The organism is Cryobacterium sp. TmT2-59 (genome assembly GCF_004403545.1).
Lineage (GTDB): Bacteria > Actinomycetota > Actinomycetes > Actinomycetales > Microbacteriaceae > Cryobacterium > Cryobacterium shii.
On record NZ_SOGM01000087.1, the window covers coordinates 1 to 23,241 of the forward strand.

Genomic DNA, 23,241 nt, shown 5'->3' on the forward strand with positions numbered 1-23,241 from the left:
CCCGGCACCACCTGGATCAACAAACCAGCCGAGCAAGAAGAGAAGGAACAGGAAGCAAAACTAGCCGCCTAAACTCACGCTGGCCTCATTCACCTTGACAAATTCCGGGACGGCGGCCACCAGATCAACCTCTTGAGGGGCGTCTGCGTTCATCGCGCCGGGTCGTAAGCGTCAGAAATACAGGTTCCGTGAAAGTCTCAGTCAAGTCCTAGCTAAGAAGCGCAAACCGGTGTAAGGATCTCAGGGCCCGCATTCATCGACGCCCGGGCATATGCCGGCCGGAACCCAACGTTCCTCCAGTACAAGTTGGGGTCAGCGAGTAAATAGACGTAGGGTCGGCCGGACTGGCATGGTCAGTTTCGACGCGCCAATGGGTACCTCAACGGGGTGAATCCGCTCTCTGGGCGCCACTCTGATAAGCGCCCCGTGCAGGGGTTTGACAGGTAAAAATGAGGTTTCATCCAGAAATCCCCGACATGCTTGCACCTTCGTTCGCCCGGCTGTACACGGTCGCGGTTCCACTGATCCAGATGCGGCGGGTGCACCCCCTGCCCCGGGCGCATCGCAGGAAGTCATGCTTACCCTCCCCCCGCTCCACCCCCAGTCCCGCCGCAGGGAAATCTCCACAGCTCGAAAGCGCACCCGAACCAGAACCCGTTTGATCGTCGCCGGCTCCGTCCTCGGCATCGCCGGGCTCGTGGCGGGGGTCGGCACCACGGCCGTCGCCCAGTCCTCGGCGGCCAGCGCCGAGAGTATCGCGGAAACGCGGGTGCTCTCCGAGAGCACGGGCGTTCGCCACGGTCAGCTCTCGGTTTACTCGGCCATCGCCAAGTCGACCGCCGACCACCGCGCCGAATCCACCATCAGCGCGGCCACCGGCGTGATCGCCACCATGGCGAACAAGGTCGACGCCACCCCGCTGGCTTCTTCCGTGGCCTCTCTCGGAAACTATGAGGAGCTGGAGACGGATGCCGTCATCTCGCTGACTCTGCAAACCAAGTCAGAGACCGCGGCGGCCCAGTCGGCCGTGGCCGAGGTCGACCGCGCTGCCGCATCCGCCGAGGCGGAGGCCGCGGCCGCGGCAGCTGCCGCTGCCGAGCAGGCCAGGGCCGTGGCGGCGCAGGCCGCAGCTGCGGAGGCCGCGAAGGCCAGCCAGGTCGCTCCGGCACCCGCGCCGTCCCCAAGCGGGGGCAACTCGCCCGATGCCGCCCGCGCCACCGCCCGCGCGATGGCCGCCTCGAACTACGGCTGGGGCGACTCGGAGTTCTCCTGCCTGAACCAGCTCTGGGAGCGCGAGTCCGGCTGGTCGTACACGGCGTACAACCCCAGCGGGGCGACCGGCATCCCGCAGGCACTTCCCGGCAGCAAGATGGCCACGACCGGCTCCGACTGGGCCACCAACGCCACCACCCAGATCGCCTGGGGTCTCGGCTACATCAGCGGCAGCTACGGTTCGCCGTGCTCGGCGTGGGCACACTCCGAAGCCAACAACTGGTACTGACCCTGGCACTGATCGGCCCGGGCTGACAGTCTGGCCCGAGCAGCCTGACCGTGAGCCGCGGGGCGGCTACGCCCGCTTCCGGTGATGTGCCAGGGGCTTCGGGGGAACATCCGGCGCCGCGTGGTCCGCGGCTGGCCGCAGTTCCGACTGCCGGGCCACCGCGAGCAGGTCCCACGGGTTCTCGCCCGTGACGGACACCCCTTTGGCGCCGGAGCGGCGAGTTCGGCCCCGCACGAGCAGGTAGTGGGTCGCGAAGACCCGCCCGCCGACGCGCTCCTGGGCGTTGTGGAAGAAGACCACGTTGGCGACCGGCCCGCTGCCGTCGTCGAGGCTGACGAAGACGACCCGGCGTCCGCGCCGCATCGGGGGAGTGTTCGTCGCCCGCCGCACCCCGGCGACCAGCACCTCGGTACCCCCGGGGAGTGAACCGAGCTGCGCGGCCGGTGTCACGCCGAGCTTCCCGAAGAGCGGGTGGAAGCGCGCCATCTGATGGCTGCTGACCGAGAGGTGCAGGTCTCGGAGCTCCAGATCGGACTGGGTGCGGCCGTAAAGGTCGAGTGAGGTGACCCCGCCGCCGGACTCGGGCAGGGGCAGGTCCACGTCGAACGCGAGCTGGTCATCGTCGATGTGCACCGCCCGGCCCTGCAGCCCCTGAACGTGGGCGAGGAGCTGGTGCCGGCGGTCGAGGTCATAGCCAACGAAACAGTCCCGGAGCGCCGACCCGGGCGAGGGCCTCGAAGGTCCGCTTGCGGGGGTGCACCCGGTTCCGGAAATCCTGCAGCGAGGTGAACGGCTGGTGCCGGGCAATCCGCGCCCGCTCCGCCTCGCTGCTGCCGACCAGCTCCGGCAGGGCCAGACGGATGCCCAGACTCCCGTCGACGAGTTCCTCCACCCGGTATACCAGCCCGCTGGTCTGCACATCGAGACCCAGCACGGGAACGCCGAGGTTTCTCGCCTCGGCCACGATCAGGTCCTTCGGCCACATGCCGGGGTCGTGCGTGAGGAGCCCGGCCAGGAACTCGGCCGGGTAGTGGGTTTTCAGCCAGGCCGACTGATAGGTCGGGAGGGCGAAGGCGGCCCCGTGAGCCTTGGCGAATCCGAAACTGCCGAAGCCGGCGAGCACCCGCCAGACCTGGGCGATCAAGGCGGGCGGGAAGCCGCGTTCGAGGGCGCGGCGCCGCACGAACTCCTCGATCCGGGGCAGGTCCCTTGGTCTGCCGAGATGACGCTGCAAGACATCCGCTTTTCCCAGGCCGCAGCCGGTGAGTTCGTCGAACAGGCGCATCACCTGTTCGTGGAAAATAACGACGCCCCTGGTCTCCCGCAGGATCGGCTCGAAGCGCGGGTGCAAATAGCCGGGGGCGACTTCTCCGTGCCGGGCCTGCAGGTACTTGAGCGGCATGTTGTTCTGCATCGGGCCTCCGCAGGGGTTTGATCCGTCCGACCCGAGGGCCTCGACAAACGGAGGACCGGACGGCAGAATCTCCCAGAGAAGAGCCCAGACCGGGAGCGGACGGGAGCCGGATGTTCACGGATCGGAGCGAGGCCGGCCGGCTGCTGGCAGACCGGGTCGCGGAACGCCTGGCCGAACTGCGCCGGTCAGACCCCGCGCTGTCCGACCCCGTCGTCTACGCCCTGCCGCGGGGCGGGGTCCCGGTCGCGGTCGAGGTTGCCCGGCGCCTGCACGCACCGCTGGATCTCGTGCTGGTGCGCAAGATCGGGGCGCCGGGCTACCCGGAGGTGGCGATGGGAGCGGTGGTCGACGGCGTCGACAGGCAGACCATCCTCAACGAGGACGTCTTCGCCGCCACCGGGGGCGATGCGGCGGGCCTCAGCCGCGCCAGAAGCCGGGAATTGGCGGAAATCGAGCGCCGTCGCATCCGTTACCTGGGCGACCGGCCGCAGATCAGCCCGGCCGGGCGGGTGGCGGTGATCGTTGACGACGGACTCGCGACGGGAGCAACCGCCAAGGCCGCGCTCTCCGCAGTGAAACGCCAGGGGGCCCGGCTGGCGGTGCTCGCCGTCCCGGTCGCTCCCGCGGATTCCATCGCCGACATGCTGCGGTACGCGGACGAGATGATCGTGCTGCAGACACCCCGGGACTTCTGGGCGATCGGCCCGTTCTACCGGGATTTCCACCAGCTCTCCGATGACGAGACCGTGCAGTTGCTCCGGGAGGCTTGGGCCCGGCGCGACGAAACGGCAACCGGGGACGTCTGATCCGCACGGCAGAATGGAAGGGTGCACCTTCTGGCGAGTCGAACGGCCAACGGCGAGATCCTCGTCCGGCACCTCGACGCCCGGGGCCGGCCCGTCGAACCGGCCACCCGGCTCGCCGAGCTGGAATTTCCCCGGTTCGCCCTCCGGCAGGAGTCATCATCCTTCCCGCGCTGGGTGTTCGAGGACACGTCCCGCATCTACCCCCTGCTGCTCGCCGGCGGGGTGAGGGTGCAGCGCGGCCATGACCTGCGCCTGTGCCACGCGATCCTGCGGCTGGCGGCCGCGACCGATTCGAGCGAGCTGGCCCGGGCGGAGCCGAGCCGGTGGGATCGGGCGCCGGCCTTCGAACCCGAGGCCGCGGAGCCGGGATCGACGCTCTTCGACCTCATCGTCGACGACGACGCCTCGCACGACGACTTGCCGGAGGAGTTCCGGCGCCAGTTGGAGGCGGTCGCCGCCGCCGCCGACCCGGGCCGTCTCCGCCTCCTATTGGCGGCGGAATCGGCCGGGGCGCTGATCGCGGCGGAAATGCAGTTCGCGGGGCTGCCCTGGCGAACGGACATCCACGATCGGCTGCTGACCCGCGAACTGGGCCCGCGCGTCGCCCCGGGAATCCGGCCGGAACGCCTGGAGGAACTCGCGCAGGTCATCCGCCGGGAGCTGGGCGACCCCCACTTGAACCCGGATTCGCAGCCGGACCTGATGCGCGCGCTCCTGCGGGTCGGACTGGAGGTCTCGTCGACCCGCGCCTGGGAACTGCAGAAGCTGCAACATCCGGTGATCGCTCCGTTGCTCGATTACAAGAAGCTGGCCCGCCTGCTGAGCGCCAACGGTTGGTACTGGATGGACACCTGGATCGTCGAGGGCCGCTTCCACCCTGAGTACATCCCGGGCGGCGTGGTGACCGGGCGCTGGGCGACCCGGGGCGGCGGCGCCCTGCAATTGCCCAAACAGGTTCGCGGTGCGGTCGTGGCCGATGAGGGCTGGAAACTCGTCGTGGCGGATGCCGCCCAGCTGGAACCGCGCATCCTCGCTGCGCTCTCCCGGGACACCGCCATGGCAACGGCGGGCCGGGGCACCGACCTCTATGCCGGGATCGTGTCCAGCGGTGTGGTCGAAACCCGGGACCACGCCAAGGTGGCCATGCTGGGCGCCATGTACGGAGCGACCACCGGGGAAAGCGGGCGGCTGCTCCCGCAATTGAAGAAGGCCTACCCACGGGCGATCGAACTCACCGAAACGGCCGCCCGCGCGGGCGAGCGCGGTGACGTGGTCTCCACCCGGCTCGGGCGGTCCTCGCCTCGCCCCGGTGAACGCTGGCTCGCCGCCCAGGCCCAGGCCTATCACCCCGGGGCAACGGATGCCGACGAACGCCGCGCCCGCAGCCAGGCCCGTGACTGGGGTCGGTTCACCCGCAATTTCATCGTGCAGGGGAGCGCGGCGGAGTGGGCGCTTTGCTGGATGGCTGAGATCCGGCGGGAACTCCGTCTGCTCCAACCGGGCCAGGCGCGGGGCCCGGTCTTCGCCGAGTCCCCGCACCTCGTGTTCTTCCTGCACGACGAGGTTATCGTGCACACGCCGGAGCACCTGGCCGACGATGTCCAACGGATCGTGAGCCGCGCTGCGGCAACGGCCGGCCGTCACCTGTTCGGCGACTTCCCGGTCGACTTCCTGCTCACGGTCGCGGCGGTCGACAGTTATGCCGAGGCCAAGTGACCCGGTGCGTTGGGTCAGACCGGGGCAGCAGCAGGGCGGCGCCCTCGTCTGGGCCGGGCGGTACTGAGCCCGTGCCGGAACGCGTCCGCGGGGCCGTCGCCGAGGCGTGCGTCGGCTTCATCGAGCCAGGACAGCGCCGCGCAGGCCAGGGCGTGTTGCGCCCGCACTGCCAGGCGATCCTGCCCGGTGCCTGACTGCGGGTCCGAGTCGCGGCCGACAGCGCCGGAGTCGATTCCGGATCGCCACCGATCCCGGTAACTGGCGATGATGTCCCGGGCATCCGAGTGGGGGAGGGAGGACGCGATCAGCACCCGGTCGACCAGGTCGTTCCACTCCTCGCCGCTCGCGCTGTCGGTGTCGTGCAGCCAGGCCAGGGCCTCGCTCCGACCGAGGGCCGTATTGCGGTAAAGCGGTAGCCCGTCCGGAGTGGCGCCGGCCGATTCGATGGCCCCCTGCTTCAGGAGGCGGTCGAGGGTCGCGTAGATCTGTCCGACGTTGACGTGTCGGCGCCCGCCCGTTCTGGACCCCAGCTCGCCGTGCAACTGGAAACCGTAGGCCGGGCCGATCGTGAGGATAGCCAGCAAGCCGCAACGTACGGACACGGGACCTCCGAATCGGTTGAAAACCTTACTCAGTATATCCGACCGTGCACGGCGTCTCGCGGCCGGTCTTGTCATCTCCCGGGTGCCTGAGGCATAATTCAGCTATCGGTTGCAGGCCCCGAGGGTCCTCGGCCGGATAGATTCACGCATCCGCTGCATTGTTTCATTCAGGCATTGAATCATTCGGCAGTGCTTCGTTCAGAGGTCGTTGGGGAAGACGCATCTCACAGAACGGAGAAAAACGATGGCGGCAACCCAGGCTCGGCAGGCGACGACTGCGCGGGGAGTTCTTTATGTGCACTCGGCGCCGCGGGCGCTGAGTCCCCACGTGGAGTGGGCAGTCGGTCGAGCGCTGGGGCTGGCGGTCAATTTCGACTGGAGCGACCAGCCCGTTCTTCCCGGCGCCCAGCGCGCGGAATTCCAGTGGGAAGGTACGCGCGGCACCGGGGCCGTGCTCGCTTCCGCCCTCCGTGGCTGGGATCACCTGCGGTACGAGGTGACCGAGGATGCGGGATTCGGCACGGATGGTGGTCGATGGTTGCACACGCCCGGCCTCGGCATCTTTTTCGCCCAGACGGATACCGCAGGCAACGTCGTGATCCCGGAGGACCGGCTGCGCAACGCGATGGAGCTGGCCGGGGCCAACGCTCTCGCACTGCACCGGGAGCTGCGGCTGGCCCTGGGACAGGCGTGGGACGACGAGCTGGAGCCGTTTCGCCACGCGAGCGATTTCAACGCCGTGGTCTGGCTGCACCAGGTCGGCTGACACCCGGGACACAATGAGAACGACCCCGGCCGGATACCCGGCGGGGCCGTTCTCGTTCGGGGACCGTTTCCGCCGCGGCGTTACGCCGAGCGGAAGGCGACGACGGCGTTGTGACCGCCGAACCCGAAGGAATTGCTGATGGCGAGCAGGTCGCCCGCCGGAAGGGCCCGCGGACTCGTCACCACGTCGAGCGGGATGTTCGGATCCTGATTCTGCAGGTTGATCGTCGGCGGCAGGGTGCGCTCGGACAGGGCCAGAACCGTGAACAGGGCCTCGATCGCGCCGGCACCACCGAGGAGGTGACCGGTGGATGCCTTGGTCGCCGACACCGGGATGCCCTCGAGCAGGTCGCCGAAGACACGCCGGAGTGCGTTGTACTCCGCGATGTCGCCGACCGGGGTGCTGGTCGCGTGGGCGTTGATGTGGACCACGTCGGAGAGGCTTGCTCCGGCGTTGCGGATTGCCGTGATCATGGCGCGGGCCGCGGCCGTTCCTTCGGGGTCCGGAGCGGTGATGTGGTACGCGTCGCTGGTCACGGCGCCGCCGAGGAGCTCGGCGTAGATGCGGGCGCCGCGAGCCTTCGCGTGCTCTTCCGTTTCGACAACGAGGGCCGCTGCCCCTTCACCCAGCACGAAACCATCCCGGCTGATGTCGTAGGGGCGGGACGCCGTGGCCGGGTCGTCGTTGCGCTTGGAGAGGGCCTGCATGGCCGCGAAGGATGCGATCGGCAGCGGGTGGATCGCGGCTTCGGAGCCACCGGCGATCACGATGTCGGCGAGTCCGGCCTGGAGGCGGTTGTAGGCGTTCACGAGTGACTCGGTGCTCGAGGCACAGGCGGAGACGACGGTCGTGATGCCGGCCCGCGCATGCAGGTCCATCCCGATCGCGGCTCCGGGGCCATTGGGCATGAGCATGGGCACGGTCATCGGCAGGACACGGCGGGGACCGCGTTCGCGGAGGGTGTCCCAGGCGTCGAGGAGCGTCCAGACTCCGCCGATGCCGGTCGCCCAGTCGACGGCCAGTCGTTCGGGGTCGGCCTCGGGGGAACCGGCGTCCGCCCAGGCCTCACGGCCGGCGATCAGTGCGAACTGGCTGGAGGGATCGAGACGCTTCGACTCGTGCCGGGCGAGCACATCGGCCGCGGAGACCCGGGCCTGGGCGGCGAAAGTCACGGGGAGCTGAGTGCGGGCCACCCATTCGTGGTCCAGCGTGCTCGTACCCGATTCGCCGGCGAGCAGGGCGGTCCAGCTGTCGGCGGCCGTGCCGCCGAGCGGGGAGGTCGCACCGATGCCGGTGATAACGATCTTTTTGGTCATAACGTTAACTCTCCGTGAGACGAAAAAACGAGGACAGGTCACACAGATCAGGCCGGTCGGCAGTTGCCGGCCGGCCTGATCCGTGATGGCCCTGTTCGGTGAGGGCTAGACCTGCGCCTTGACGATGAAATCGACGGCGTTGCCGACGGTCTTGAGGTTCTTGACCTCTTCATCGGGGATCTTGACGTCGAACTTCTCTTCAGCGTTGACGACGATGGTCATCATCGAGATGGAATCGATGTCCAGGTCGTCGGTGAACGACTTCCCCAGCTCAACCGTGTCGGCTGCGATGCCCGTCTCGTCGTTAATGAGTTCGGCCAGGCCGGCAAGAACTTCTTCGGTGGACAATGCCATTTTTTTCTCCTTGGGGGTGTCTCGTATGACCGAGACTCAGTTTAGAGGGGGATGGGTGAAATCTAGGGAAGCACGACGACCTGCGCGCCGAACACCAGACCGGCCCCGAAGCCGATCTGGAGGGCGAGGCCGCCGCTGAGCTCAGGGTGCTCCGCGAGCAGGCGGTGGGTGGCCAGCGGGATCGACGCCGAGGACGTGTTCCCGGTGGTCGCGACGTCACGGGCGATGACGACGGATTCCGGAAGCTTGAGCTGCTTGGCGAACTCGTCGATGATGCGCATATTCGCCTGGTGGGGGATGAACGCGGCGAGCTGGCTGCTCTCGATGCCGGCGACCTCCAGTGCCTTCTTCGCCACCTTGGCCATATCCCAGACGGCCCAACGGAAGACGGTCTGACCCTCCTGGCGCAGGGTGGGCCACTCGGCCTCGCCGCGACGATACTCCTGAAGAGTGGCGTTCATGGTGATGGCGTCGGCCTTGGAGCCGTCGGATCCCCACACTGTGGGAGCGATTCCGGGGTAGTCGCTGGGACCGATGACGACCGCGCCGGCGCCGTCGCCGAGCAGGAAGGAGATGCTGCGATCGGTCGGGTCGACGAGGTCGGACAGCTTCTCCGCGCCGATGACCAGAGCGTAGTGGGCGGCCCCCGTACGGATCAGGGCGTCGGCCTGCGCTACGGCGTAGGCGTATCCCGCACAGGCCGCGTTGATGTCATACGCCGCGGCCGGGATGGCGCCGACCCGGTCGGCGACCACGGCGGCGATGGAGGGCGTCTGGCGCCCGTTGCTGATGGTGGCCACGATGACGGCGTCGATCAGGTTCGGCGCAATGCCGGACTTCTCGATGGCCTCGCGGGCGGCATCCGCGGCCAGGTCGACCGCCTCGACGGACTGGCTGGCCCGGGTGCGGGTGACGATGCCCGTGCGCTGTTGGATCCACTCATCGGAGGAATCGATCGGTCCGACCAGGGCGTCATTGGGAACGAGGAGATCCCCACGCGCGGCGCCGACTGAGAGGATCCGGGTGAACTGGGGGCCGTGCGACTGCTGGAGTGTTGGCTTGGACATAGTCTCTTTCGGTCAGGCTTGGTTCTGCTGGTCGATCAGGTCGAATGCAGCAGGCAGGTCGTCCGGCGTCTTGATGGCGACGCTGGGTACACCCTTGAGTGCACGTTTCGCGAGCCCCACGAGGGCGCCGGCCGGCGCGAGCTCGATGATTCCGGTGACACCGGCAGCCGCGAACGACTGCATGCACAGGTCCCACCGTACCGGCGACGAGACCTGATGAACCAGCAAGTCGACGAATCGAGCGCCGCTGGAGACGGAGGTGCCGTCCCGGTTGGTCCAAATCGGCAGGGTCGGATCAGTGGCGGGCAGCGCCGCCGCTACCCGGGTGAGGTGCTCCACGGCGGGCTGCATGTAACGGGTGTGGAATGCGCCGGCGACCTGGAGAGGAATGACCCTGGCCCGGGTCGGCGGGTTCTGCCCGAGGGCGGCCAGGGCGTCGGGGGATCCGGCCACGACGATCTGTCCGCCGCCGTTGAAGTTGGCGGGGGCGAGTCCGAGTTCGTCGAGGCGGGTGAGGAGCTCCGTCTCGTCCGCGCCGATGACGGCGCTCATGCCGGAGGGTTCCAGTGCGGCGGCCTCGGCCATAGCGTTTCCGCGCTCCCGCACGAACCGCACAGCGTCCGCGGCGGTGAGGATGCCCGCGCCGGCCGCGGCCGTGATCTCACCGACGGAGTGGCCGGCGATCCCACTGATCCGATCCCGGCGTCCGTCGACCAGGATCGCGTCCAGGGTGAGGAGGCCGACGGCCACGATCAGCGGCTGGGCGATTCGGGTGTCTCGGATCGTGTCGGCGTCGCTGACCGTGCCGTGGCGCACGAGGTCGATCCCGCATACGTCGGAGATCTCGGCCAGGCCGGCGGCGAAAGCGGGGTCCGCCAGCCAGGGTTCGAGGAATCCGGGGGTTTGCGAGCCCTGACCCGGGCAGACGACAACAATCATTTGTCCAGTCTCCCAAGCCCGTTCCCGGAACGGGTGTCGATCCTCCACCAACTATCCAGGAAACGTTTGTCGGTAACCACCAGTCGGGCGGTCCTGAGGGTGGTGCGGTTCGCCGTCGGCGACGTGCGGTTCACCGTCGGCGAGTAGACCCGTCGTGATCGCTGATCGAACCGATGATGAGCGCGGCCTGCAGAATAAGCGCTTCTCTGGCCCCGGTCGCGTCATAACCGATGACCTCTGAGACCCTCTTCAAACGGTACCGAACGGTGTTCGGGTGCACGAAGAGTTCCCGGGCGGTCGCCTCGAGGGACCGGCCGTTGTCGAGGTAGCACCAGAGGGTGGTGAGCAGCTCGGTCGAATGGGCCTGCAGGGGCCGGTAGATGCGGTGGATCAGGGTGGCCCGGGCGAGGGGGTCGCCGGCGAGGGCGCGCTCGGGGAGCAGGTCGTCGGCCTGGACCGGGCGGGGTGCGTTGCGCCAGGACCGCGCCACGGCGAAGCCGGCGAGGGCAGCCTTGGCGCTCTTGGAGGCGTCCACCAGATTGGGCACCTCGTGGCCGAGCACCAGGTGGCCGGCGCCGAAGCTCGGTTCCAGCTGGACCGCAATTTCCATGAAACTGAGCGCGGACGCCGTGCCGATGTTCTCTTCCGCATCCGCGGGTCTGGGATGGGCGCGACCGATCACCAGCACGAGACGATTGCCCTGCACGCCGATCAGGACGTCCGCGGCCATGTGCCGGGCCGATCGCCGCAACTGGTCGACGTCGAGCATCTTGGGGGTCGTCCCGACGAGCACGCACACCTCGCCGTGCCCGTGCCAGCCCAGAGCGGCGATCCGGCTGGGAAGTTCGTCGTCATATTCGCCGCTCAGGATCGAATCGACGACGAGGGCTTCCAGTCGCACGTCCCAGAGTCCGCGCGCTTCCGCGGCCCTGGCGTACACATCGGCCGCTCCGAAGGCGATCTCCCTCGAGTACAGGAGGATGGCCTCCCGAAGGATTTCGCCACCGTCCTTGATCCTCTCCTCCACCACCTCGACTGTGACCCTGATCAGCTGCAGCGTCTGCTGCAGGCTGATGGAGCGCAGGAGTTCGCGGGGGGCCGCGCCGAAGACGTCCGCGGCGATCCAGGGAGTGGACCGTGGGTCGTCGAACCAGGAGATGAACGACGTGATCCCGGCCTGGGCGACCAGCCCCACCGCGGACCGCCGCCCCGGCGGCATATCGCCATACCAGGGCAGCGTGTCCTCGAGACGTTTCAGCGTCGCCGTAGAAAGCTCACCCGAGATGGTCCGGAGCCAGGTGAGCGTTTGTTCTTTTGTCTTCGGCGTCGATGCCACTGGTCGCTTAGCTCTCGCCCCCGGCGGAACCGGTGGTTCCGGCGGTCACGTCGTGCAACCGGTACCTGTCGATGGCCTGGCTGACCAGGCTCCGGTCGATCTCGCCACGCTTGGCGAGAAGCTGCAGCGTGCGCACCACCATCGACGGTCCGTCGATCTTGAAGAACCGGCGCGCGGCGGGGCGGGTGTCGGAGAAGCCGAAGCCGTCCGCGCCGAGCGTCGCGAAGTCGCCGGGGATGAACTGGCGGATCTGGTCAGGCACGGCGTGCATGAAGTCGGAGACCGCGATGAAGGGTCCCGCTGCTCCGGCGAGCTTCTCCGTCACATACGGAACGAGCGCTTCGTTGTCCGGGTAGAGGAAGTTGTGCTCCTCGGCCCGGATGCCGTCGCGCCGCAGCTCGGCCCAGGACGTGACCGACCAGACATCTGCCGACACCCCCCAGTCCTCGGCGAGCAGCTTCTGTGCTTCGAGCGCCCAGGACACGGCCACGCCCGACGCGAGCAGCTGGGCCTTCGGCCCGGTGATCGGCGAGTGATTTACGCGGTGGATGCCGCGCACGATGCCGTCCACGTCCACCTCCTCGGGTTCCGCCGGCTGCACCTGCGGTTCGTTATAGACGGTGATGTAGTACATGACGTTCGGGTCGGTGTGCGTGCCGCCGTACATCCGCTCGAGTCCGGAGCGCACGATATGCCCGATCTCGTAACCGAATGCGGGGTCGTACGACACGACGGCCGGGTTGGTCGAGGCCAGCAACGGGGAGTGCCCGTCGGCGTGCTGCAGGCCTTCCCCGGTCAGGGTCGTGCGTCCGGCGGTGGCGCCGATCATGAACCCGCGGGCCATCTGGTCGCCGGCAGCCCACATGGCGTCGCCCGTGCGCTGGAAACCGAACATGGAGTAGAACACGTAGATCGGGATCAGCGGCTCACCCTGGGTGGCGTACGAGGTGCCCACGTTGGTGAATGCGGCCATCGCGCCGGCTTCGTTGATGCCCACGTGCAGGATCTGTCCCTGGGGGCTTTCCTTGTAGGCCAGGAGCTGCGCGTGGTCGACCGAGGTGTACTGCTGGCCGTTGGGGTTGTAGATCTTCGCGTTCGGGAAGAACGCGTCGATTCCGAAGGTGCGGGCCTCGTCCGGGATGATCGGCACGATGCGGTTCCCGAAATCCTTGGCGCGCAGCAGCTCCTTGAGCAGCCGCACGAAGGCCATCGTGGTCGCGATCTCCTGCGTTCCGGAGCCCTTCTTCGTGGGCGCGTAGGTCGCATCGTCGGGCAGGTTGACCTGGGTGTACTTGCTGCGACGTTCGGGCAGGTACCCGCCGAGGGCGCGGCGGCGCTCGTGCAGGTACTGGATGGCCTCGTCGTTGTCGTCCGGTTTGAAGTACGGCGGCAGGTACGGGTTCTCCTCGAGCTGGGCATCCGTGATCGGCATGTGGGTGCTGTCGCGGAAGGTCTTGAGGTTGTCGAGGGTGAACTTCTTCATCTGGTGGGTCGCATTGCGGCCCTCGAAGCTCGGCCCGAGGGCGTAGCCCTTGACGGTCTTCGCGAGGATGACGGTCGGCTGTCCCTTGTGTTCCGAGGCCGCCTTGAACGCCGCGTAGACCTTGCGGTAGTCGTGTCCGCCGCGCTTGAGGTTCCAGATTTCATCGTCGGTGTAGCCCTCGACGAGCTTGAGCGTTCGGGGGTCGCGGCCGAAGAAGTTCTCGCGCACATAGGCGCCGCTTTCGGCCTTGTAAGTCTGGTAGTCCCCGTCGGGGGTCGCGTTCATCAGGGCGCGCAGGGCACCGTCGGAGTCGCGGGCGAGGAGGTCGTCCCACTCGCGGCCCCAGACGACCTTGATCACGTTCCAGCCGGCGCCGCGGAAGAAGCTCTCCAGTTCCTGGATGATCTTGCCGTTGCCGCGCACCGGGCCGTCGAGGCGCTGGAGGTTGCAGTTGATGATGAAGTTGAGGTTGTCCAGGCCCTCGTTGGCGGCAACCTGAAGCTGTCCGCGGCTCTCGACCTCGTCCATTTCGCCGTCGCCGAGGAACGCCCAGACCTGCTGGTCGCTTGCGTCCTTGATCCCGCGATTGGTGAGGTACCGGTTGGTCTGGGCCTGGTAGATCGCGTTGATCGGGCCGAGTCCCATCGACACGGTCGGGAACTGCCAGAATTCGGGCATCAGCCGCGGGTGCGGGTAGGAGGACAGGCCGTTCGGGGCGTGTGACTTCTCCTGGCGGAATCCGTCGAGCTGGTCAGCGCTCAGGCGGCCCTCGAGGAAGGCGCGGGCGTACGTGCCGGGGGAGGCATGGCCCTGGATGAAGATCTGGTCTCCACCGCCCGGGTGGTCCTGGCCGCGGAAGAAGTGGTTGAAGCCGACCTCGTAGAGTGCGGCGGATGACGCATAGGTGGAGATGTGCCCGCCGACGGAGATGCCGGGACGCTGGGCTCGGTGCACGAGGACCGCCGCGTTCCAGCGGATCCAGGCACGGTAACGACGTTCGATGTCCTCGTCGCCGGGGAAGTCGGGTTCGCCGTCATCGGCGATCGTGTTGATGTAGTCCGTTGTCGGCACCATGGGTACGCCCAGGTGCAGTTCCTTGGAGCGCTTCAGCAGGCTGAGCATGATCTCGCGACCGCGCTCGTGTCCCTGGGCCGATACGAGCGAGTCCAGCGATTCCGACCATTCGGCCGTTTCCTCCGGGTCCGCATCCGTGCTGTTCACCGAATACGGGTCCTGGTCGTTGACAGTCACACTCGACCTCTCTCTGTTGGTCTCTGTTGGGCAGACCGTGTTGGTGCCGATCATGCCGGGATAGCTGCGCCGCTGCACGGTCGGGTCACGACCGATGGCACCACGCAAGCCTACAGATTATGCCTGTGGTCCGTGCACGAACGATGCGTGTCGTTTTCAGGCCCCAGGATGCCGCCGGGCGGGGCCGATTCTTGGTTCACCCAGTCACCGGGGCTAGGCTGTGTCGCCGCCGCTCAAGTTCGCGCGGGCGGAGGAAAGGAAGCGCAGCATGGCTTTGGAGAACGACACCCAGGCTCCCGATTTCGAGCTCGTCAACCAGTTCGGCGAGCGGGTCCAGTTGAGCCGGTTCCGCGGGAAGAAGTCGGTTGCCCTGGTCTTTTTCCCGCTCGCGTTCTCCGGCATCTGCAGCGGTGAGCTCTGCGAACTGCGAGACAACCTCTCCCTGTTCGAGTCCAGTGGCGTCGAGGTGGTCGGGATCTCGGTCGACTCGCGGCACACGCTCCGGGCGTGGGGAGAGCAGGAGGAGTACACCTTCGACCTTCTGGCCGACTTCTGGCCCCACGGCGCGGTGGCCAAGGAATACGGTGTCTTCCTGGAGGATAAGGGCTTTGCGAATCGTGCCACGTTCCTGATCGACCCGGACGGAATCATCCGGGCCAGTTTCATCACCGCCCCCGGTGAGGCTCGCTCGCTGGAGGCGTACCGCGCCGCGATCGAGGAACTCCAGCCGGCCTGACCGGCCCTGGCGTACGGCGGCCGTGCAGAATCGGTATGATGGTGCACGGCCTGCAGAGGTCGACGTTTCAAGGGGCCTTTAGCTCAGTTGGTAGAGCGCCACGTTTACACCGTGGATGTCGTCGGTTCGAGCCCGGTAGGGCCCACCCCTCAAGAACCACCCATAACCCTCCGTGGGGCGAGAGGTCGTGAGGTACTGTGCACCAGAATGAGCACGCAGGTGCCGTCACCACGACCGCTTCGGGCAGAGCGCGTCGAGGGGGTGGGCGTCATGACTCGGTCTGACCGGCTGTCCTTCGGCGTCGCGGTCGAGGAGCTGACCAGCGCCCACCTGCACCAGACCAATCTCTGCGCACCGTTCCTCAGGGCGCTGCCCGTCGACGGGCTGGCGATCTCCACCCTCGGGGTGCCGTTCGGCACCGAAACCATCTGCGCGAGCAACGCCGCCGCGGCCCGCATCGATGAGATCCAATTCGATCTCGGCGAGGGGCCGTGCTGGGACGCCAGGGCGACACGTCGGCCGGTGCTGTCCCCGGACATCCGTCACGAGGCCAATCTCGACTGGCCTGTCTTCCAGCGCACTCTCGGCGACACCGAAGTCGGCGGGATCTTCGCCTTCCCGATGCTGGTGGGCTCGCTGGACATCGGCGCCGTCGACTTCTATTCGCGAATGCCCCGCGCGCTCACCCTCGGGCAGATCGAGGATGCCACCACCCTCGTCGGCATCGCGGCCCGGCAGGTGCTTCGGCGGGTGCTGCTCTCGAATACGATGAAACCGGACGCCGACGACGATCGGGGCTACTCCCGACGCGTCGTGCACCAGGCGACCGGAATGGTGCTGGCCCAATTAGACGTATCACCCTCGGACGCGCTTCTCATCCTGCAGGGTTACGCCTTTTCGCACGGTCAAACGGTGCGAGAGGTCGCGGAGAACGTGGTCGCACGAAATATTGATTTTACTTCAGAATTAAATTAGACGGGTCTTAGGATAAGTTCATGGTGACCAAGTCACGTGAAGGTCAGCTGGTTGAGACATTCGTCACTCTGGCCGACACCCTGGTGGTCGGCTACGACGTGGTGGATCTGCTGCACACGCTGGTTGAGACGTGCGCGACGCTCTTCGAGGCGTCAGCAGTCGGAATCATCCTGACCGCCGGTGACGACACCGATCTCGAGGTTGTGGCCTCGACCAACGAGTGCAGCCGTCTGATCGAGATCCTGCAGCTTCGAGCCGGCAACGGCCCGTGCGTCGAGTGCTACACCACGGGCAGGCCCGTCGCGATTCCCAACCTCGAGGTTCTCTCGCCGGACTGGACGCGGTTCCGGGCCGGAGCCATCGAGCTCGGATTCAAGTCCATGCACTCGGTTCCGCTGCGCCTGCGTTCCACGACCATCGGTTCGCTCAACCTTTTCTGGGACCGCCTGGGTGGGCTGGGAGCTGACGACCTGCGCACTGTCCAGGCTCTGGCCGACACCGCCACGATCGGAATCCTGCAGGAACGGGCCATCCGGGAGAGCGACGTGGCCCGTGCCCAGTTGCAGCACGCCCTCAGCAGCCGGGTGCTGATCGAGCAGGCCAAGGGTGTGGTCGCTTTCACCCACACCGTCAACATGGACGAGGCCTTCGCTCTGCTGCGCCAGCACGCGCGCAGCAACGGCCTGCCGCTGAACGACGTGGCGGAGCGAATCGTCAACCGGTCCCTCTCGCTGTAGCCCCGCTGCTCGGGACGCCCGCATTTCCGGCCTCGGCCGGGCTATAGTGTGACTCACGCCCCAGACCCTGGCTGCACGTGTAATTTTCGTGAGCTATCGAGGTCACCATGAAGCGCATTTTCCATCCCGGCGGCTCTGTCCTCACCGGAAGCGAACTCGCGGATGCCGTGATGCATTACGCGGAGGCCTTGAGTTCACGCGGGCAGGTCGACGTCATCGACATCCCGGTCGCGGATGAGACTGGACTGCCCGGTCGTGCCCAGTTCCTGATTGGCGCATCCAGCCAGCTCGTCTGTGTCACTGCCGACGCCGTGGACCAGGAGCTGGTGGAATCGGCGAAGTCCGATGACCTGCGCCGCAAAGCGCTGTCCGGCACGGCGAGCGGTCGGGTTTCGTGGACCGGGGACGGGCTTGATTCGCCGCAATTCGACGAGTTCGAATACTGACGGTCTGCTGCAGCGGCCCGCGGGATGACCGGGACTTTCGGCCCTGTCAGGCTCGGTTCTGACCCGACACCATTGAGGCCGGTGCACGGGAATGGAGAAGATCATGGACGAACGCGTTGTGGTCGGGATGAGCGGCAAGCCGTCGGACCGGGATGCCCTGCACTGGGCCCTCGACTACGCGCGCCCGAGACGGTTCGCAGTCGAGCTGGTTCACGTCGTCGACGAGAACTGGGCGAGTCTGGCCGCCGGGTACGAGCACACCGCGCGGGAGCAGGCTGAACGCAACCTCGCCCGGGAGATCGCGGATGCGGCACCCCTGGCGCCGGAGCTGAAGCTCCACGCGACCGTGCTCACAGGTTCGCAGGCCGGGGCGCTGGCCGACCGGGCAGAAGGCGCTGCACTGCTGGTGATCGGCTCACATGCGCTCGGGCGCTTTCGGGACTATGTCTTCAGCACCCGTTCCGCGCAGATCGCGGCCCGTGCCCCCGGCTCCGTCGTCATCGTTCCCGAACGAAGTAACCGGGACGGCACCGGGGTCGTTGTCGGCGTCGACGGCTCCGAGGCCTCGCTTGCGGCCGTCCAGTTCGCCGCCGAGCAGGCGGACCGTCTGGGGCAGCGCCTGACCGCCGTGTACTGCTGGAGCGTGCCCGCTCCGTGGACCGAGGAGGGCGCCATGATCGACTGGCCGATGCAACCGGATGACGCCGACCGGCTGGTCCTCTCCGAAGCGGTCGCAGGACTGGCCGAACGCTACCCCGACCTGCAGTTAGACCTTCGGCTGGACCTGGGTCTGCCGGTCGATGCGCTCGTCACGGCCGCGACCGGTGCGAGCCTGCTCGTCGTGGGCAACCATTCCCGGAACGGATTCGCCCGCTTCTGGCTGGGTTCGGTCAGCCACGTGATCGTGCTGACCATGCCCTGCCCGGTGGCCGTGATCCGGAGCGTGTGACCCGCAGCGAGTGACGTCCGGGGCCGGGGCTCAGGCGGGCCTGGCGATAAGGATGGGAACGTTGATGTTCATGAGCACGTCGTGGGTGACCGATCCGATCACCGACTGTGTCGCCCCTCGCGGGTGGGACACGCCGACCACGATCAGGGACGCGCCCGCGCCCGCATCCAGCAGGGCTTCCGCGGGGTCGCGGTTCACCAGGCGCCGGCGAACGACCACGCCCGGCGCGGTGGCGCTCGCGACCGCGGCCGCCTCGCTGAGGAGCAGGTGCGCGGCGTCGGCGCTCTCGGGCAGCTCAGGCGACGCCTTCCCCGTGCAAAGTGTCGGCGGCGCGTGCACCAGGATGAGCTCCTGGCCGAGCCGGTCGGCTTCGCGGGCGCCTCGGATGACGGCCGACGTCGAACCCTCGAACCGGTCCACCCCGACGACAACCCCGCGCCGGGTGTCGAACGTCGTGTCCGGGATGACTGCCACCGTGCACGGCGCAGCGGCCGCGATCTGCACGCTGCGGGATCCGAGCACGCGCCCCCGCAGGAACCCGGTCTTGTGGGTGCCCACGATGAGGGTGTCGTCGGCCAGCGGAAGGGCGGCAAGGGTCCAGGACGGCGCGCCGTGCAGGATGATGGCGCCGATGTCGAGCCTGGGGTGAGCCTTCTTCGCCAGGGCGAGCTCCTCGGCCAGCAGGGCACTGGCGTGTCGCTCCGCATCCTGCGCATAGGACGGGCCGAGAAGGCCCCACTCGTCGTCGACGACGTTGACCAGGACCGCCGGAGAATCGTCCTCGGCTGCCCGGGACAGTCCCCAGCTGATCGCAGCTCGGCTCGGCTCGGAGCCGTCTGCCCCGATGTAGTAGGTGTTCACTGTGCATCCTTTCCGGTCGCCTGGTCGCGGTCACCCGCGTCGTCGGGGCGAGGAACGACCGCGACCGGGCAGGGCAGATTGAGTAGGACGTCGTGACTGACCGATCCGAGGAAGAGGGAGCCGACGGCGCCGCGGCCGTGAGTGCCCACCACGATCAGGGAGGCGTCCCGGGAAGCCTCCACGAGAACAAACGCCGGCAGGCCCTGTTCCAGGACTTCGGTGACCTGGAGGTCGGGGTTGGCTGCCCGGACCCGCTCTGCGCGTTCGGCGAGGATCTCGGCGTGCGCCTGCCGCAACTCGTCATAGGGAATCACGGCCCCGAATTCGACCGCCACCGTGGCCGGGATCGTCCAGGCATGCACGATGCTGAGCGGGCGGCCGAAGTGAGCGGCCTCGCGGGCGGCGAAGTCCAAGGCCCCGGCTGCCAACGCATCGTCTTCCAGTCCGACCACGACGGGCCCGGTTCGTGGCGCCCATACCGCGGGGACGACGATGACGGGGCACTTCGCATGGGCGGTGAGGCGCAACGGAAGGGTCCCGTAGACCGCTCCGGCGAGCACCCCCGTCTTGTTGGTGCCGATGACGAGGAGGTCCGCGGCGGCGGACGCCCGGACGAGTTCATCGGTGGGGACCCCGTGGCGGATGTACCCGGTCTTGCGGCAGTTCGGTGCGGCCTGGTCGACCCGGCGGATGGCTTCGGCGAGTGCGCGTTCGTAGGCGGGCTGGAAGTCATCCTCCGGCCCCCCGGTGGGGGACCAGCCCATTTCCACCACCGTCGTCAGTTCGAGGCTCACCGAGGCTGACGGGAGCCGCTCGGCCGCCAGAGCGCGGTCGAGGGCCCACTCGAGGGCGGCCCTGCTGGCGGGCCCGCCGTCGATGGCGACGATCACTTTTTCGACCATGGCTGGCCTCCTTCCCTCGCGTCCCCCCTCACGGTGACAGCGTCGGGAGGCGCCGAAAAGGGGCGAAGGTCCCACGCGAGTAGAATCCCCGGCATCAGACCGAGAGCGGAGCCAGGCCATGCCCCAGCACGAGATCACAGCCCCGGTTGCCACCCCGTTCACGCGGCCCGAACCCTCGGCGAATCAGTCGGATGCGCGCCTGCGCCGCCTCCTCCTGGCCAGCCAGGCGATTGTGGGCCAGCTCGATCTTCTCTCCGTGCAGCGGCGCATCGTGGAGGCGGCGGTCGACCTGTGCCCGGCGCTGTTCGGGGCGCTCGCGACCACCGCCGACAACGGCCGTCTCGAGCCGAGCGTCCAGGTCGGGGCATCCGCGGATGCCGCCGTTGCGGGGGGCGCGTGGGCCGAGGTCCTCGGGCTGCTGGGCACCCTCGCCGATGACCCGGTTCCGCTTCGGCTGAGCCGATGGCAGGCCAAACCGCGTCCGGCTGGTTTCGAGGGTGAGGACCCGCCGATGCAGAGTCTCCTGGCCGTCCCGGTGCGGGTGCGCGGCGAGGTCTCGGGCATCCTGTATCTGATCGGCAGGGTGCCGGGAGCATTCGACCAGGAAGACGAGGACCTGTTGTGTGCCCTGGCGGCGACCGCGGGCATCGCGATCGACAATGCCCGGCTGTTCGAGGAGACCCAGCGGCGTCAGCGCTGGTCGGCCGCGTCGGCCGGGGTCAGCGCTGCCCTCCTGACCGATCGCTCGGACGATACCCTGGCCCTCCTGGCCGACCGATTCGCGCAGACGGCGGATGCGCAACTGGTGTGCGTCGTCGTCCCCGATGGAATCGACCCCGGCGCGGATGCTTCCCTGGTCGTCGCCACCGCCAGGGGGCCGCTCGCGCAGCAGGCCGCCGGCCTCATCTTCCCTGTCGCCGGGAGCCTGTGCGGGCGGGTATTCTCCGGCGGCCAGCCGCTCCTGGTCGACGGCGGGGACGGCGTCAGGCCGGGCCCGGACTCCGCCCTGATCTGCGGGTCCACCATGGTCATCCCTCTGGGAGCGGGAGTCCCGCACGGGGTCCTGACGGCCTCGCGTCCCCTCGGAGCGGCCCGGTTCACCGCCTCGGACCTCGTGATGGCCTCGGACTTCGCGGAGCAGGCGAGTGTGGCGCTGGAACTCTCCCTGGGCCGGGCCGATCGGGCCCGGCTGGCGGTGCTGGAGGACCGCGGCAGGATCGCCCGGGACCTGCACGACCTCGTCATCCAAAGGGTCTTCGCCGCCGGGATGTCGATTCAGGCCATTGGCGGGGAGATAACCGACCGGGCGCTGCGCCTGAGGCTCGACGAGGAGGTGCAGGCCCTGGACGCTGCCATCGTCGAGATCCGCACGGCCATTTTCGCCCTGACCCTGCCGGCGCACCCCGACCGGCCGTCCCTGCGACATCGCGTCATCGACCTGCTGACCGAACTCGGGCCCCTGTTCGAGCAGCCTCCACGAGTCGTTTTCTCCGGCCCGATCGACCTGGTCACGCCGGCCGACCTGGCCGACGACCTCGTCGCCGTGATCCGCGAGGGGCTGACCAACGTGGTTAGGCACGCCCGGGCCGGCGAAACGGTTGTGAGCCTGACCGTGGTCGCCGACTCGATCACGATCGAAATCAGTGACGACGGCGTGGGCAGGGCGAAGGCCGCGCACTCCGGCGGAATCGACAACCTGGCGGCACGGGCAGGACGATGGCAGGGAAATTTCACCCTCGACGACCGGGCGCCCCGGGGCACACGGCTGCGCTGGGCGGCCAGCCTGGTCGGTGCATCCGTCACGGCACGCCGATGACCCGCGTCTTCCTCGTGGACGACCACGAAATCGTCCGGCATGGCCTCGTGCACCTGATCAACGCGGAAGCGGACCTGGAGGTCGTGGGGGAGGCGTCGACCAGGCGGGAGGCCCTCGCCCGGGTCGCCGCCACCCGGCCGGACGTCGCGGTCCTCGACGTCCGCCTGCCCGACGGAAGCGGCATCGACGTCTGCCGGGAGATCCTCGCCCGGGACCCGGGCATCCGGTGCCTGATCTTCACCGCCTTCGACGACGACGAGGCCACCTGCGCCGCGGTGCTGGCGGGGGCTGCAGGGTATGTCCTGAAGAACATCCGCGGTGACCGGCTGATCGACGGCATCCGCCGGGTGGCCCGCGGGGAGCGGCTGCTCACCGACCTGGCCGCCCGGCGGGTGGCCGAGGTGCTGAGCCTGGCCGAGCCGGACCGGGCCGCGCAGGCACTGACCCTGCGCGAGCGGCAGGTCCTGGACCTCATTTCGCGGGGGCTCACCAACCGTCAGATCGGCGCCGAGCTGGAGCTGGCCGAGAAAACGGTCAAGAACTATGTGTCCGCCGTACTCAGCAAGCTCGGGATGCAGCGAAGAACCCAGGCCGCGGTCTTCGGTGCCGATCTGTCCCGGGCCGCGGGCGGTTCCGGCTCTCGAATCCACCCCGGGTCTGCCGGTACGCTGGCCCGATGAAGCAGAATCGCGTCACTCCGGCCGTGCCGGGCCCGGGCCAGGAATCGGTCTGGACATACCCCCGGCCGCCCCGGGCCGAGCCGAGTACCGACCGCGTCGTCGTCACGTTCGGCGGCCAGGTCATCGTCGACACCAGAGATGTGATCCGGGTGCTCGAGACGAGCCATCCTCCGGTCTACTACCTGCCTCGATCGGCTTTCCGGCCCGGGAGCCTGGAACCGGCCCCCGGGAACTCGTGGTGCGAGTACAAAGGGCAGGCGTCCTACCTCAATGTGGTCACGCCGGGACGGCGGGAGGAATCCGCCGCCTGGACCTACCCGGCGCCGAGGAAGGGGTATGAGGCGCTCCTCGACCGCATTGCCCTCTACCCCGGCCGGATGGAGCGGTGCACAGTGAACGGGGAACGGGTGCAGCCGCAGCCGGGAGACTTCTACGGCGGCTGGATCACGTCCCGGGTGGTCGGCCCGTTCAAGGGGGAGCCCGGCACGCTCGGATGGTGACTGCGGGGCCCCGGATGATCCTGCCGGGCCCCGGCGTGATGCCGATCCTTCTGGCCGCCCTGCTCTGGGGGACGACCGGAACGGCCGC

At 68.2% G+C, this 23,241-nt stretch carries 23 protein-coding genes and 1 tRNA gene; 13 read left to right on the plus strand and 11 right to left on the minus strand.

Features of this window, described 5'->3' with window-relative positions; translation table 11 throughout:
- The first annotated feature begins 574 nt into the window (after positions 1-574).
- Positions 575-1,501 carry a hypothetical protein gene (locus E3T24_RS13395; RefSeq protein ID WP_134410154.1) on the plus strand — a complete coding sequence of 309 codons (927 nt, stop codon included), beginning with the start codon at positions 575-577 and terminating at the stop codon, positions 1,499-1,501.
- 66 nt (positions 1,502-1,567) lie between these two features.
- On the opposite strand, the gene E3T24_RS13400 is transcribed toward E3T24_RS13395, so the two are convergent.
- Positions 1,568-2,134 (minus strand): hypothetical protein, encoded by a 567-nt coding sequence (locus E3T24_RS13400; protein WP_134410156.1) that lies wholly within the window; start codon positions 2,132-2,134, stop codon positions 1,568-1,570.
- Positions 2,135-2,189: 55 nt separating this feature from the next.
- The gene (locus E3T24_RS13405) at positions 2,190-2,915 is read right to left on the minus strand and encodes a hypothetical protein (protein ID WP_134410158.1); all 726 of its coding nucleotides are present in this window, start codon (positions 2,913-2,915) and stop codon (positions 2,190-2,192) included.
- A 110-nt stretch (positions 2,916-3,025) separates the two neighbouring features.
- Between E3T24_RS13405 and E3T24_RS13410 the strand changes: the two genes are divergently transcribed.
- Positions 3,026-3,721, plus strand: coding sequence for a phosphoribosyltransferase family protein (locus tag E3T24_RS13410; protein WP_134364923.1), 696 nt, complete (start codon positions 3,026-3,028; stop codon positions 3,719-3,721).
- 21 nt (positions 3,722-3,742) lie between these two features.
- Entirely contained in the window at positions 3,743-5,437 is a 1,695-nt protein-coding gene (locus E3T24_RS13415; RefSeq protein ID WP_134434700.1) for a bifunctional 3'-5' exonuclease/DNA polymerase, read from the plus strand.
- A 14-nt stretch (positions 5,438-5,451) separates the two neighbouring features.
- Here E3T24_RS13415 and E3T24_RS13420 read toward each other — a convergent pair whose 3' ends face one another.
- Entirely contained in the window at positions 5,452-6,021 is a 570-nt protein-coding gene (locus E3T24_RS13420; protein ID WP_160140993.1) for a PadR family transcriptional regulator, read from the minus strand.
- A gap of 262 nt (positions 6,022-6,283) precedes the next feature.
- Here E3T24_RS13420 and E3T24_RS13425 point away from each other — a divergent pair, with 262 nt between their 5' ends.
- Entirely contained in the window at positions 6,284-6,805 is a 522-nt protein-coding gene (locus E3T24_RS13425; protein WP_134364920.1) for a DUF3145 domain-containing protein, read from the plus strand.
- A gap of 80 nt (positions 6,806-6,885) precedes the next feature.
- Here the strand turns inward: E3T24_RS13425 and E3T24_RS13430 are convergent, their stop codons facing one another.
- From E3T24_RS13430 to aceE, 6 genes are all read right to left on the minus strand, one after another.
- Entirely contained in the window at positions 6,886-8,121 is a 1,236-nt protein-coding gene (locus tag E3T24_RS13430) for a beta-ketoacyl-[acyl-carrier-protein] synthase family protein (RefSeq protein WP_134364919.1), read from the minus strand.
- A 105-nt stretch (positions 8,122-8,226) separates the two neighbouring features.
- The gene (locus E3T24_RS13435; RefSeq protein WP_134364918.1) at positions 8,227-8,475 is read right to left on the minus strand and encodes an acyl carrier protein; all 249 of its coding nucleotides are present in this window, start codon (positions 8,473-8,475) and stop codon (positions 8,227-8,229) included.
- Positions 8,476-8,537: 62 nt separating this feature from the next.
- Positions 8,538-9,542: a beta-ketoacyl-ACP synthase III gene (locus tag E3T24_RS13440; RefSeq protein ID WP_134410162.1), complete on the minus strand. Its 1,005-nt coding sequence runs from the start codon at positions 9,540-9,542 to the stop codon at positions 8,538-8,540.
- 12 nt (positions 9,543-9,554) lie between these two features.
- Positions 9,555-10,481 carry an ACP S-malonyltransferase gene (locus E3T24_RS13445; protein WP_134434701.1) on the minus strand — a complete coding sequence of 309 codons (927 nt, stop codon included), beginning with the start codon at positions 10,479-10,481 and terminating at the stop codon, positions 9,555-9,557.
- Between the two features lie 130 nt (positions 10,482-10,611).
- On the minus strand, positions 10,612-11,817 hold the full coding sequence (locus tag E3T24_RS13450; RefSeq protein ID WP_134364915.1) for a helix-turn-helix domain-containing protein: 1,206 nt from the start codon (positions 11,815-11,817) through the stop codon (positions 10,612-10,614).
- Positions 11,818-11,824: 7 nt separating this feature from the next.
- Positions 11,825-14,551 carry a pyruvate dehydrogenase (acetyl-transferring), homodimeric type gene (aceE, locus tag E3T24_RS13455; RefSeq protein ID WP_134364914.1) on the minus strand — a complete coding sequence of 909 codons (2,727 nt, stop codon included), beginning with the start codon at positions 14,549-14,551 and terminating at the stop codon, positions 11,825-11,827.
- A 268-nt stretch (positions 14,552-14,819) separates the two neighbouring features.
- Between aceE and E3T24_RS13460 the strand changes: the two genes are divergently transcribed.
- From E3T24_RS13460 to E3T24_RS13485, 6 genes are all read left to right on the plus strand, one after another.
- Positions 14,820-15,287 (plus strand): peroxiredoxin, encoded by a 468-nt coding sequence (locus tag E3T24_RS13460; RefSeq protein ID WP_134364913.1) that lies wholly within the window; start codon positions 14,820-14,822, stop codon positions 15,285-15,287.
- 72 nt (positions 15,288-15,359) lie between these two features.
- Positions 15,360-15,432, plus strand: a tRNA-Val gene (locus E3T24_RS13465).
- 125 nt (positions 15,433-15,557) lie between these two features.
- The gene (locus E3T24_RS13470; protein ID WP_160140994.1) at positions 15,558-16,262 is read left to right on the plus strand and encodes a GAF and ANTAR domain-containing protein; all 705 of its coding nucleotides are present in this window, start codon (positions 15,558-15,560) and stop codon (positions 16,260-16,262) included.
- 20 nt (positions 16,263-16,282) lie between these two features.
- Entirely contained in the window at positions 16,283-16,999 is a 717-nt protein-coding gene (locus E3T24_RS13475; protein ID WP_134364911.1) for a GAF and ANTAR domain-containing protein, read from the plus strand.
- 107 nt (positions 17,000-17,106) lie between these two features.
- Positions 17,107-17,445: a hypothetical protein gene (locus E3T24_RS13480; RefSeq protein WP_134364910.1), complete on the plus strand. Its 339-nt coding sequence runs from the start codon at positions 17,107-17,109 to the stop codon at positions 17,443-17,445.
- A 103-nt stretch (positions 17,446-17,548) separates the two neighbouring features.
- Positions 17,549-18,394, plus strand: coding sequence for a universal stress protein (locus E3T24_RS13485; protein ID WP_160140995.1), 846 nt, complete (start codon positions 17,549-17,551; stop codon positions 18,392-18,394).
- Positions 18,395-18,424: 30 nt separating this feature from the next.
- Here the strand turns inward: E3T24_RS13485 and E3T24_RS13490 are convergent, their stop codons facing one another.
- Positions 18,425-19,255: a universal stress protein gene (locus E3T24_RS13490; protein WP_134364908.1), complete on the minus strand. Its 831-nt coding sequence runs from the start codon at positions 19,253-19,255 to the stop codon at positions 18,425-18,427.
- On the minus strand, positions 19,252-20,157 hold the full coding sequence (locus tag E3T24_RS13495) for a universal stress protein (protein ID WP_160140996.1): 906 nt from the start codon (positions 20,155-20,157) through the stop codon (positions 19,252-19,254). Before E3T24_RS13495 ends, E3T24_RS13490 begins: the two co-directional genes overlap by 4 nt.
- A 118-nt stretch (positions 20,158-20,275) precedes the next feature.
- On the opposite strand from E3T24_RS13495, the gene E3T24_RS13500 reads away from it, so the two are divergent.
- Genes E3T24_RS13500 through E3T24_RS13510 form a run of 3 tightly spaced genes read left to right on the plus strand, consistent with a single transcriptional unit; the run spans position 20,276 to position 23,153 of the window.
- Complete coding sequence (locus E3T24_RS13500; RefSeq protein WP_134364906.1) at positions 20,276-21,973, plus strand: GAF domain-containing protein; 1,698 nt, start codon at positions 20,276-20,278, stop codon at positions 21,971-21,973.
- The gene (locus tag E3T24_RS13505; RefSeq protein WP_134364905.1) at positions 21,970-22,653 is read left to right on the plus strand and encodes a response regulator transcription factor; all 684 of its coding nucleotides are present in this window, start codon (positions 21,970-21,972) and stop codon (positions 22,651-22,653) included. Before E3T24_RS13500 ends, E3T24_RS13505 begins: the two co-directional genes overlap by 4 nt.
- Complete coding sequence (locus E3T24_RS13510; RefSeq protein ID WP_134364904.1) at positions 22,650-23,153, plus strand: DUF427 domain-containing protein; 504 nt, start codon at positions 22,650-22,652, stop codon at positions 23,151-23,153. The genes E3T24_RS13505 and E3T24_RS13510 overlap by 4 nt, the downstream gene beginning before the upstream one ends.
- The last annotated feature ends 88 nt before the right edge of the window (positions 23,154-23,241 follow it).

Excerpts from the sequence above, each read along its gene's own strand:
- E3T24_RS13425 (WP_134364920.1), top strand. The coding sequence starts at position 6,284 with ATGGCGGCAACCCAGGCTCGGCAGGCGACGACTGCGCGGGGAGTTCTT.
- E3T24_RS13405 (WP_134410158.1), bottom strand. The coding sequence starts at position 2,915 with ATGCAGAACAACATGCCGCTCAAGTACCTGCAGGCCCGGCACGGAGAA.
- E3T24_RS13500 (WP_134364906.1), top strand. The coding sequence starts at position 20,276 with ATGCCCCAGCACGAGATCACAGCCCCGGTTGCCACCCCGTTCACGCGG.
- E3T24_RS13470 (WP_160140994.1), top strand. The coding sequence starts at position 15,558 with ATGACTCGGTCTGACCGGCTGTCCTTCGGCGTCGCGGTCGAGGAGCTG.
- E3T24_RS13475 (WP_134364911.1), top strand. The coding sequence starts at position 16,283 with ATGGTGACCAAGTCACGTGAAGGTCAGCTGGTTGAGACATTCGTCACT.
- E3T24_RS13505 (WP_134364905.1), top strand. The coding sequence starts at position 21,970 with ATGACCCGCGTCTTCCTCGTGGACGACCACGAAATCGTCCGGCATGGC.
- E3T24_RS13460 (WP_134364913.1), top strand. The coding sequence starts at position 14,820 with ATGGCTTTGGAGAACGACACCCAGGCTCCCGATTTCGAGCTCGTCAAC.
- E3T24_RS13495 (WP_160140996.1), bottom strand. The coding sequence starts at position 20,157 with ATGGTCGAAAAAGTGATCGTCGCCATCGACGGCGGGCCCGCCAGCAGG.
- E3T24_RS13480 (WP_134364910.1), top strand. The coding sequence starts at position 17,107 with ATGAAGCGCATTTTCCATCCCGGCGGCTCTGTCCTCACCGGAAGCGAA.
- E3T24_RS13435 (WP_134364918.1), bottom strand. The coding sequence starts at position 8,475 with ATGGCATTGTCCACCGAAGAAGTTCTTGCCGGCCTGGCCGAACTCATT.
- E3T24_RS13445 (WP_134434701.1), bottom strand. The coding sequence starts at position 10,481 with ATGATTGTTGTCGTCTGCCCGGGTCAGGGCTCGCAAACCCCCGGATTC.
- E3T24_RS13440 (WP_134410162.1), bottom strand. The coding sequence starts at position 9,542 with ATGTCCAAGCCAACACTCCAGCAGTCGCACGGCCCCCAGTTCACCCGG.
- E3T24_RS13395 (WP_134410154.1), top strand. The coding sequence starts at position 575 with ATGCTTACCCTCCCCCCGCTCCACCCCCAGTCCCGCCGCAGGGAAATC.
- E3T24_RS13510 (WP_134364904.1), top strand. The coding sequence starts at position 22,650 with ATGAAGCAGAATCGCGTCACTCCGGCCGTGCCGGGCCCGGGCCAGGAA.
- E3T24_RS13410 (WP_134364923.1), top strand. The coding sequence starts at position 3,026 with ATGTTCACGGATCGGAGCGAGGCCGGCCGGCTGCTGGCAGACCGGGTC.
- E3T24_RS13485 (WP_160140995.1), top strand. The coding sequence starts at position 17,549 with ATGGACGAACGCGTTGTGGTCGGGATGAGCGGCAAGCCGTCGGACCGG.
- E3T24_RS13430 (WP_134364919.1), bottom strand. The coding sequence starts at position 8,121 with ATGACCAAAAAGATCGTTATCACCGGCATCGGTGCGACCTCCCCGCTC.